Annotated in this window: 7 protein-coding genes and 3 pseudogenes; 2 read left to right on the plus strand and 8 right to left on the minus strand. The window is 68.6% G+C overall.

The window, feature by feature from the left end; genetic code table 11:
- The 8 genes and pseudogenes from AX681_RS08765 to AX681_RS08800 form a co-directional block, all read right to left on the minus strand.
- Nucleotides 1-443 (minus strand): annotated as a pseudogene (locus tag AX681_RS08765) (hypothetical protein); the annotation flags it as partial.
- A 27-nt stretch (nt 444-470) separates the two neighbouring features.
- Nucleotides 471-899 (minus strand): hypothetical protein, encoded by a 429-nt coding sequence (locus tag AX681_RS08770; RefSeq protein ID WP_231733842.1) that lies wholly within the window; start codon nt 897-899, stop codon nt 471-473.
- Nucleotides 900-1,038: 139 nt separating this feature from the next.
- A complete protein-coding gene (locus AX681_RS08775) occupies nt 1,039-2,367 on the minus strand; it encodes a FliI/YscN family ATPase (protein WP_066665400.1) in 1,329 nt (442 codons plus the stop codon).
- A gap of 6 nt (nt 2,368-2,373) precedes the next feature.
- Nucleotides 2,374-3,078 (minus strand): FliH/SctL family protein, encoded by a 705-nt coding sequence (locus tag AX681_RS08780; RefSeq protein ID WP_066665398.1) that lies wholly within the window; start codon nt 3,076-3,078, stop codon nt 2,374-2,376.
- The gene (gene fliG, locus AX681_RS08785) at nt 3,071-4,081 is read right to left on the minus strand and encodes a flagellar motor switch protein FliG (protein ID WP_066665396.1); all 1,011 of its coding nucleotides are present in this window, start codon (nt 4,079-4,081) and stop codon (nt 3,071-3,073) included. Before fliG ends, AX681_RS08780 begins: the two co-directional genes overlap by 8 nt.
- A 1-nt stretch (nt 4,082) precedes the next feature.
- Nucleotides 4,083-5,735 carry a flagellar basal-body MS-ring/collar protein FliF gene (fliF, locus tag AX681_RS08790; protein WP_066665390.1) on the minus strand — a complete coding sequence of 551 codons (1,653 nt, stop codon included), beginning with the start codon at nt 5,733-5,735 and terminating at the stop codon, nt 4,083-4,085.
- Between the two features lie 5 nt (nt 5,736-5,740).
- On the minus strand, nt 5,741-6,112 hold the full coding sequence (gene fliE / locus AX681_RS08795; RefSeq protein WP_066665389.1) for a flagellar hook-basal body complex protein FliE: 372 nt from the start codon (nt 6,110-6,112) through the stop codon (nt 5,741-5,743).
- Nucleotides 6,109-7,359 (minus strand): sigma-54 interaction domain-containing protein, encoded by a 1,251-nt coding sequence (locus tag AX681_RS08800; protein ID WP_066682084.1) that lies wholly within the window; start codon nt 7,357-7,359, stop codon nt 6,109-6,111. The genes fliE and AX681_RS08800 overlap by 4 nt, the downstream gene beginning before the upstream one ends.
- Before the next feature lie 247 nt (nt 7,360-7,606).
- On the opposite strand from AX681_RS08800, the pseudogene AX681_RS22820 reads away from it, so the two are divergent.
- Together AX681_RS22820 and AX681_RS22825 are read left to right on the plus strand one after the other, a co-directional pair.
- A pseudogene (locus AX681_RS22820) lies at nt 7,607-8,011 on the plus strand (flagellin N-terminal helical domain-containing protein); the annotation flags it as partial.
- A 735-nt stretch (nt 8,012-8,746) separates the two neighbouring features.
- A pseudogene (locus AX681_RS22825) lies at nt 8,747-9,010 on the plus strand (flagellin); the annotation flags it as partial.
- Nucleotides 9,011-9,215: the final 205 nt, after the last annotated feature.

A 9,215-nucleotide genomic window follows, 5' to 3' on the forward strand; every position in this document is an offset into this window, starting at 1 on the left:
GCCAGCGACGCGGCGAACGCATCGCCGTCAGCCGCGCCCGTCGCTTCGCCGGGAAGCGGAGCCGCTTCGGGCAAGTCGACGGGAAGCGTGGCGGCATCGACCGATTCGGTGATCGGCGCGGCGATCGGAGCAGCCGGCGTGCCGACTGCGATCCGGGCGGGAAGCGGCGCTTCGAGCGGGAGCGGCATCAGCCCCTCCGGCATCCATGCCAGCAGCGCGTCATCCCTGTCGGTGTCGTCGCCCGCCGCCGCGCCATTGCCGGGGACCGGCAAATCCTTGCCGCCCCCGGCAACCGGCTTGCCGGTCGCGGGCGCGAGGCCGGGCATCACGCAATCGAGCGCAAGCTTGAGATCGAAGCCACCGGCCACCGTCGCGGCAAAGGCGCGCGGCGCGATTCCGGGCGGGGACAGAGTGATGGCGGTCGAGGCGAGCAGGTCGGTCACGTCGGGCGAAACTCCTTCGCCCCGTGATCAGCAAGGATCGTGCCGTTTTCTCGGAATCGCCGGCATATCCTCCAGCGCGCGCATTGCGCGGCGCGCGGCATTGGCCTCGGCACGCTCGATCAGCTTCTCGATCGCGCTCTGGTCGCGCTTGGCTTCCTGCGTCGCGCTGCGGGCATGGTCGAGCCCGCGCTGTGCATCAGCGACGCGGCGCTCGGCGGCAAAGGCCGACTGGTGCAAGCGTTCGCGATAATGGGCGGCGGCGATCAGGCTGGTGGCGCTGCCAGGCAGCGGCGCGGGCGACGGCGCGACCCCCTGAGCCAGCGATTCGATTCGGGCACGCAGCGCCTGTTCGGCGGCGACCTTCTCGCGCGCCGCAACCTCGCTCGCGCGCACCATGTCGAGCTGAAGCGTGCGGACGCGGTGCAGGCGGCCGAGCTTCTTCTGGTGCTTATCCAATCAATCCTCCCCGGCACGGGGAGGTGGCAGCGCGCAGCGCTGACGGAGGGGGCCCTCCTTCAAGCGAAGCGCTTGCCTCGGGCCCCCTCCACCAGCTTCGCTGGTCCCCCTCCCCGTTCCGGGGAGGATTTTGGGCGCCTCACGCATCCCCGAACACGCCGACCAGTTCGGTCACCGCTTCGTCGAGGCTGACCGTCTCGTCATAGGGCTGGCGGATATAGTCGAGCACGGTGTCGTGACAGGCGATGGCCGCGTCGATCTGGGCGTCCGCACCGGCGCGATAGGCGCCCATCAGGACGAGATCACGATTCTCCTCGTACGTGGCCAGGTGACGGCGCAGCACGCGTGCGGCGGCGACATGCTCCCTGGTCGCGATATCGGTCATCACACGGCTGACCGATGGGCCAAGGTCGATCGCGGGATAGACGCCGCGTTCGGCGAGCGCTCGGCTGAGCACGATATGGCCGTCGAGGATCGAGCGGGCGCTATCGACGACGGGGTCGTTGCCGTCATCGCCATCGGCGAGCACGGTATAGATCGCGGTGATCGACCCGCCGGTGTGCACATCGGTCCCGGCGCGCTCGATCAGGCTGGGCAGCATGGCGATGGCGCTGGGCGGATAGCCGCGCGCGCTGGCCGGTTCGCCGAGCGCCAGGCCGATCTCGCGCCCGGCATGCGCAACGCGGGTGAGCGAATCCATGATCAGCAGCACTTTCTTGCCCTCGTCGCGAAAGGCTTCGGCGATGGCGGTGGCGCGCAACGCGCCGCGAATCCGCAGCACGGGGGAGTGGTTGGCGGGAACCGCGACGACCACGGAACGCGCGCGGGCAGCCCCAGCAACCTTGGTCTCGAGAAAGTCGGACACTTCGCGCGAGCGTTCGCCGATCAGGCCGATGACGATAACGTCGGCCTTGGCGGCGCGGACCATCATGCCGAGCAGCACCGATTTGCCGACGCCCGATCCGGCCATGATGCCGACGCGCTGACCCTGACCGATGGTCAGCAGGCCGTTGATCGCGCGCACCCCGACATCGAGCGGCTGCAGCACGCGGCCGCGGTCGAGCGGCGACTGGATCTTGCCCGCAAGCGGCCATTTACCCGCGCCGCGAATCGGGCCGAGCCCGTCGATCGGCTTGCCCGCGCCATCGACCACGCGGCCCAGCATCGCCGCGCCGACCTCGGCCTCGCCGGGCGGGCCGACCGGGCGGACGGGGGCGTTGGGGAGCAATGCGGCGGGACCGCCCAGGTTCATCAGCAAGGTCTTGCCGCCGCGAAAGCCGATCACCTCAGCCTCGACGCGATGCTCACCGGTCCCGATCGCACAGACCGTCCCCACGGGCAGCGAGAGGCCGACCGCCTCCATCAGCAGCCCGTCATAGGAGGACAGGCGGCCCGAGACCTTGGGCTGGGGCCGGAAACCGCCGCGGGCGAGGCCGTCGAGATAGTCCGCCGTGAAATCGTTGAACATGCGCCCTCAGATCGCGGGAGGTATCGGCACGCGGTCGATCGCCTGCGCCAGTTGTTCGAGCCACAGGTCCGGCCCGTCCTCGACGATGGTCGAAGCGCTTTCGATGACGAAGGCGCCGCGCTTGAGCGTCGCGTCGCCGACCGGGAAAATCGTCTTGGGCAGATGATCCTGGACCAGGGCGACATCGTCGGGATGCAGCCGCAGCATGGCCGATTCGGCGCTGTCGGCGAGCAGGTCGGTCGCCGCTTCGATCCGTGCCGCCAGCACATCGGGTGCGATCCCGGCCTCACCGATCATGCGGGTGACGAGGTGCAGGACGGTCTGACGCAGATGCCCGGCCATGCGCGCGCGATCGAAATGCGCGCCGCGTGCGAGGGCGTCGCTGACCTGGGTGAGCAATGCCGTTTGCGCCGCCATTGCCGCATCGGCCTCGGCGCGACCGGCGGCGAGTCCCTCGGCATAACCGGCCGCGCGGGCGGCGGCGACCGGATCGACGAACGGCGCGGGCTCGGCCGCCTTGTCCGCCTCGAACATGTCCCAGCCCTGGGTCGATTTGTGTCCCGGTGCCTCGGGCGCGAAATGGCGCGGCGTGGCGGGCGGGCGCGGCGCGATGGCGCGCGCGGCAAAGCCGTCGGGCGGGGCAAAGGCGCGCTTGAGCGCGTCGGCGATGCCGTCGCTGCGTGCGGCGAGGCCAGGGACGAAGTTAGACATAATCGTCGTCTCCGCCGCCGCCCGGCATGGTGATCGTGCCGTCCTTCACCAGCTGACGCGCCGTGGCGATCATCGCCTTTTGCGCGTCGAGCACTTCGGCCATCTTCATCGGGCCGCGTGCTTCCAGCTCGTCGCGGATCGTATCGGCCGCGCGGCTCGACATGCAGGCCAGGAAGCGCGTGCGCGCCGCCTCATCCACGCCCTTGAGGCTGCGGACCAGCACGTCGCTGTCGACGTTGCGCAGCAGGGTACCCATATTCTTGTCGTCGAGCTCGAGCAGATTGTCGAAGACGAACATCGCCTCCTCGATCGCGCGGGCGATCTCGCGGTCGATCTTGGCGAGCTTGGGCATCACCTTCTGCTCGGTGATCTTGCGCGCCGAGGACATGATCTTCGCCGCCTCGCGCGCGCCGCCCATCTGGACGCCGGCGACGCGTTTCGGCTGGCCGCTATGGCGTTCGAGCACCTGGGTCAGCGTTGCGATGGCGTCCGGCGTGACCGGGCCGAGCCGCGCGACGCGGCGCAGCACCTGCGGCTGATTCGCCTCGGGCAGCATTTCCAGCACCTGCGCCGCGACGGCGGGATCGAGATGCGCGAGCAGCACGGCCGCGATCTGCGGATGTTCATCCTCCAGCATCCCGGCAATCTCGGTCGCGTCCATCCAGGCGAGCGCGCTGATCGATTCGGCGGGTTCGGGCGGCAGGATGCTGGCGAGCACCGTCCCCGCCCGCTCCGGCCCCAGCGCCTTGGTCACCACCGTTTCGAGCTTGGGTCGCGGATCGAACTGGATCGCGCTGCGCTCCTGCGCGCGGCCGGTGAAGTCATCCAGGACCTGCGCCATTTCCCATTCGCTGACATCGGCCACGGCCATCATCGCGCTGCCAAGCTGACGTACCTCATCGGGATCGAGCTTTTGCAGGATCGCTGCGGCCTCTTCGTCGCCGACCACCATCATCAACACGGCGGCGCGTTCGACCCCGGTAAAACGGCGCGGAGCGTTCATCTCACTGGCCCTCCGTGCGGATCATGTCGCGCACGGCGAGCGCGGCGCGCGCCGGATTCTCCCGCGTGAAATCGCGCACCAATCCGACCCGGTCGCCGAGCGACAGGCCCGACCCGGTCAGCATCTGCGGGCTGACCGGCGTTGGCAGCTGCACGCCATCGGCGGCACCCATCGGCGCCCCGGTGGCACGCGCATCGTCGCGGCGGCGCATGAGGGCGCGGGCGAGCGGGCGCACGCCGAGCAGCAGGACGAGCAGCGCGATCACCAGCGCGGTGACATTGCGCGCGACCATCGCGAACCATGGCGTTTCGTAGAAGGGGATGCCCTCCGCCTCGGCCGCAGCGTTGGTGCTGAACTTGCGGCTCACCACGGTGACCTGGTCCTGGCGCTCGGCCTTATAGCCGACTGCGGCCTTGACCAGTTCGTCGATCTGGCGGATCTCGACCTGCCCGCGCGGCTTGCCCGGCTCCTCGCGCAGCAGCACCGCGACGGACAGGCGCTTGATGCTGCCCGGCATGTTGCGGGTCACCGAAACTTCGCGGCCGTTGCTGTAGGTGCGGGTAAAGCTGTCGCTCTGCTTCATGCCCGGCGCGGCGACCGGCGTCGCGGGCTGACCAGCCTGACCGGGGGCAGCCGGGGCCGGCGTCGCGACGGTGCTCGGCGCCGGGGGCGCGTTGGACAGGGCACCGGGAATACCACCGGGCGCACCTGCTGCATCGCGCGGCGCACCGGTCCAGTTGCCCTGTTCGGCACGGACCACCGTGCCTTCCTTGTCATAGCTTTCGCGCGTTGCCTGGCTTTCGTCGAGATCAACCTCGGCCTGCACCTCGGCGCTGAAATTGCCGGCACCCAGCAGCGGGGTGAGCAGCGTCACCAGCTGTTGCCGCACCTTGTCCTCGACCCGGTTCTGGAAATCGATCCGCGCGTCGCCCGCGCTCGCTTCCTGACCGGATTTGCTGAGCAGTTCGCCCAGCTGATCGACGATGGTCACTGCATCGGGTTTCATCCCCGGCACCGACGAGGCGACGAGGTTGACGATCGAGCGGACCTGCGCGTCGCTGAGCGTGCGGCCGGGCTGGAGCTTGACGATCACCGATGCGCTGGGCTCGGCCTTGTCGCGCACGAACACGCTGGCTTCGGGGGTGGCGAGATGCACCCGCGCCTCGGCCACCGTGTCGATCGCACCGATCGAGCGAGCAAGCTCGGTCTCGCGCGCCTGGCGCAGCCGCTCCCCCTCGACCGCGCGGCTCGCGCCCATCGGCATATTGTCGAGCAGGGCATAGCCGCCCGGTGCCGCCTTGGGCAGATCCTGCCCGGCGAGCAGCATGCGCGCCTTGTGATAATCGTCCTCGGCAACGGTAATCGATCCCGACCCGTCAATGCCGTTGGCGATGCTCGCGGCGTCGAGCGCCTGCGCCACCGCCGCCTTGTCGCTTTCGGGCAGATTGGCGAACAACACGCGCTGCGGCGGGGTCGACAGCATCACCCAGGCCAGCGCGGCAGCGCCGATCAGGCCGAGCATGAAGATCAGCGGCAGGCTGCGTTTGACCGCGGGCTGGACGAACAGCGCGCCCATCTGCTTGAGGGGGTTGGCCATGCCGCCGCCGCTGGTGGCGGGGGCAGGGGCGTCGGTGGTGGCGATGGCGTTGCTCATGGCGATCAGACCGGCATGCTCATGATGTCACGATAGGCGGTCAGCAGCTTGTTCCTGACCTGCAGCGTCGCTTCGAACCCGACCGACGCCTCCTGGCGGGCGAGCATCACCTTGGCGATGTCGACCGTTTCGCCGCGTTCATAGGCGGCGGAGAGTTCGCTGGCCCGGCTCTGCGCGCCGTTCACGTTCGCGACCGCCTGCTGCATCGTGTCGATGAAGCTGGACGGGCCGGCGGGCTGGGCGCCCGGCGACGACACCGGTGCCGCAGCACCGCTGGTCGCGCGCTGCAGCGCTTCGTTGCGTTCGAGGATCTGGGCGCGCAGCTGCATCACCCGGTCGACGCCACCCGCGCCGCCCACTCCGCCGATCCCGCTCATGCGCTAATCCTCCGGACAAGGTCCTCGCCCTGCTCGCGCGCCTTGGCGAGGCGGTAGCGCAGCGTGCGTTCGGAAATGCCGAGCCGCTTCGCGGTCTCAATCCGGCTGCCGCCGCACGCCGCCAGCGTCTCGCGGATCGCGGCGAATTCGCTGAGCTGGACGATATTGCTGAGCTGACCCGTCTCGACCGCGACCGCTGCGGGCATCGCCGGGCGATCGAAAATCAGGTGATCCGGGGTGATCGCATCGCCCATGCACAGCAGCAGCGCGCGCTGGATGACATTCTCGAGCTCGCGGACATTGCCCGGCCAGTCATGCGCCTGAAGCACGGCGAGTGCTTCACGCGTCACCCAGGGCAGCCGCGCGTGGCCGGCGCTGTGACGCAGGACCATCGCCGCGGCAAGCGCGGCGATATCGCCGGGGCGCGCAGCCAGTTGCTTGGTCGACAGCGGGAAGACCGAGAGGCGGTAGTAAAGGTCGGCGCGGAAGCGGCCTTCCATCACCTCGGCCTGAAGGTCGCGGTTGGCGCAGGCGATGACGCGCACGTCGATCTTTTCAGCAGCGGTCGCGCCAATCGGCACCACCTCACGCTCCTGCAGCGCGCGCAGGAGCTTGGCCTGAAGCGCGAGCGGCATTTCGGCGACTTCGTCGAGCAGCAAAGTGCCGCCATTGGCGGCGCGGAAAAAGCCTTCGCCCGCGGCATTGGCACCGGTGAACGCACCCTTCTGGTGCCCGAACAGCAACGCTTCGAGCATGGTTTCGGGCAACGCCGCGCAATTGACCGCGATGAACGGGCCGTCGCGGCGGGTGGAGCCGTTGTGGATCGCCTTGGCCAGCACCTCCTTGCCGGTGCCGGTCGGGCCGTTGATCAGCACGGTGATGTCGGCGGCGGCAACGCGCTCGGCCAGCGCGTAGAGCGCGAGGCTTTCGGGATCGGCCGCGACCGGGGCATGCGCGCCGCGCAGCATCGCGCTGGCAAAGCCGGCCGCGACTGCGGCATCGTCCGCGCCATAGGACAGGCGGGCGGGATTGCCGTCATGGAACGGGATCGCCGCGACCGGCCCCTCGGCCAGCACCAGCGTGCGGGCGGAGACCGGGGGCGCTTCGCCCTCGACGATCATGAACAGGTCGCCCGGCATCGGCTTCACCTTGTCGGCGGCACCGATGGTGAACCCCTGCGAGCGCAGCGCCGAAACCAGCGCATAATTCTGGCGAAGGACTGCGGCCGACGGAAAGATGGTCTGCATTCGAGAACCCCCTGTTGAACGGGGGAATGCGGGATTGGTGGTAAACGCCGAGTAAACCAATTCAAAAAAACAGCATTTTTCGGCTCCAGTTAGCCGCGCGTGCCTCTACGCGCGCGCGAGGCCCACGAAAAACTGCGCAGAAAACTGCTTAATCCGCCGCCCACCCTGCCGTTCACCCCTGTGGCGGCTCGGGCTCTCTCGCATTCAGGGGGGAACGGGGAGACGCCGGATTGAACGGAGACAAGACATGACTGTTATCGGAACGAACATCGCGAGCATGCGTGCCGCGAACGCTTCGAAGACGGCGTCGGCCTCGCTGCAGACCGCCATGGAGCGTCTGTCGACTGGCAAGCGCATCAACACTTCGAAGGACGACGCCGCCGGCCTCGCCATCGCATCGACGATGACCTCGTCGATCCGCGGCATGAGCCAGGCGATCCGCAATGCCAATGACGGCGTCAGCCTGGCGCAGACCGCCGAAGGCGCGCTGGGCGAAGTCACCAACATGCTGCAGCGTATTCGTGAGCTGGCCGTGCAGTCGGCTTCGGGTACCTATTCGGACAGCGACCGCGCCAATCTTCAGTCGGAAGTGACTGCGCTGACCTCGCAGATCTCGTCGGCGCTGACCACGACCAAGTTCAACGGCGTTTCGCTGTTCACCACGTCCTCGGGCGGCGCGGGTACGACCACGACGATCCAGACCGGCTATAACTCGGGGGACACCGTCGCGATCTCGATCGGCAATATCGACCTCAGCACCATGTCGGCCGGCACCCGCGCCGCGACGCAGGACGATGTCGATGCCGGTGTGACGCGCGAAGCGACTGCAGACGACGTGACCGCGGGCGCTACCCGCGCCGCGACTGCTGCGGACGTAACGGCAGGTGCAACGCGTGAAGCCACCGCGGAAGACGTCACCGCCGGTGCGACCCGTGCCGCGACGCAGGACGATGTCGATGCGGGCGTGACCCGTGAAGCAACCGCTGCGGATGTGACGGCGGGCGTGACCCGCGCTGCTACGGCCGATGACGTGACGGCGGGCGCTACCCGCATTGCCACCCAGGCAGATGTCGATGCCAACCTGATGCGCCCGGCAACGCAGGACGACATCGACAACGGCTTTGGCGGTGATATCGGCGACGACATCGCGGTCGCGGTCGGCGACGAAGTGCTGGCCGAGGAAGGCGATCAGATCGTCGTGAGTGAAGGCGACGAGATCACCGTGTCGGTCGGTGATGAAATCGCCGCCGAGGAAGGCGACCTGATCGCGGCGGAAGTCGGTGACCAGATCGCGGCTGAGGTCGGTGACGACATTCTGGTCGAAGTGGGTGACGACATCGAAACGTCCGGCCTGTCGGTCGCGACCGCTGACAATGCCGACGACGCGCTGGCAGTGGTCGACGCGCTGCTGACCACGGTCAACACGGTCCGCGCCGGGCTTGGCGCCAGCCAGAGCCGCCTGGAATCGGTGGTCAACAACCTGACCAGCAACGTCACCAACCTGACCGAAGCGCGCAGCCGCATCGAGGACGCCGACTTCTCGGCCGAAACGACGGCGCTCGCCAAGGCGCAGATCCTGAGCCAGGCATCGACCGCGATGCTCGCCCAGGCCAACCAGTCGCAGCAGAATGTTCTGACGCTGCTTCGCTAAGCGTGTGCCGGTCGGGGTGTCACCCCCCTGACAGGCGCCACGGCCGGTCACCCTTCCCTGTTGGAAGGGCATGCGAGGAAACCCCGGTGGTCGAAAGGCCGCCGGGGTTTTTCTTTTTTGATGGCGCCTGCAGCGCGGTTCGGCAGGCATCAAATCCTCCCCCGCCAGGGGGAGGTGGCACGCGCAGCGTGACGGAGGGGGAGGA

It is taken from the genome of Sphingomonas sp. CCH9-E2, assembly GCF_001557215.1.
Taxonomy (GTDB): Bacteria; Pseudomonadota; Alphaproteobacteria; order Sphingomonadales; family Sphingomonadaceae; genus Sphingomonas.

Bases quoted from the DNA above. Each gene is read 5' to 3' on its own strand.
- fliF (WP_066665390.1), bottom strand. From the start codon at position 5,735: ATGAGCAACGCCATCGCCACCACCGACGCCCCTGCCCCCGCCACCAGC.
- AX681_RS08775 (WP_066665400.1), bottom strand. From the start codon at position 2,367: ATGTTCAACGATTTCACGGCGGACTATCTCGACGGCCTCGCCCGCGGC.
- fliG (WP_066665396.1), bottom strand. From the start codon at position 4,081: ATGAACGCTCCGCGCCGTTTTACCGGGGTCGAACGCGCCGCCGTGTTG.
- fliE (WP_066665389.1), bottom strand. From the start codon at position 6,112: ATGAGCGGGATCGGCGGAGTGGGCGGCGCGGGTGGCGTCGACCGGGTG.
- AX681_RS08780 (WP_066665398.1), bottom strand. From the start codon at position 3,078: ATGTCTAACTTCGTCCCTGGCCTCGCCGCACGCAGCGACGGCATCGCC.
- AX681_RS08800 (WP_066682084.1), bottom strand. From the start codon at position 7,359: ATGCAGACCATCTTTCCGTCGGCCGCAGTCCTTCGCCAGAATTATGCG.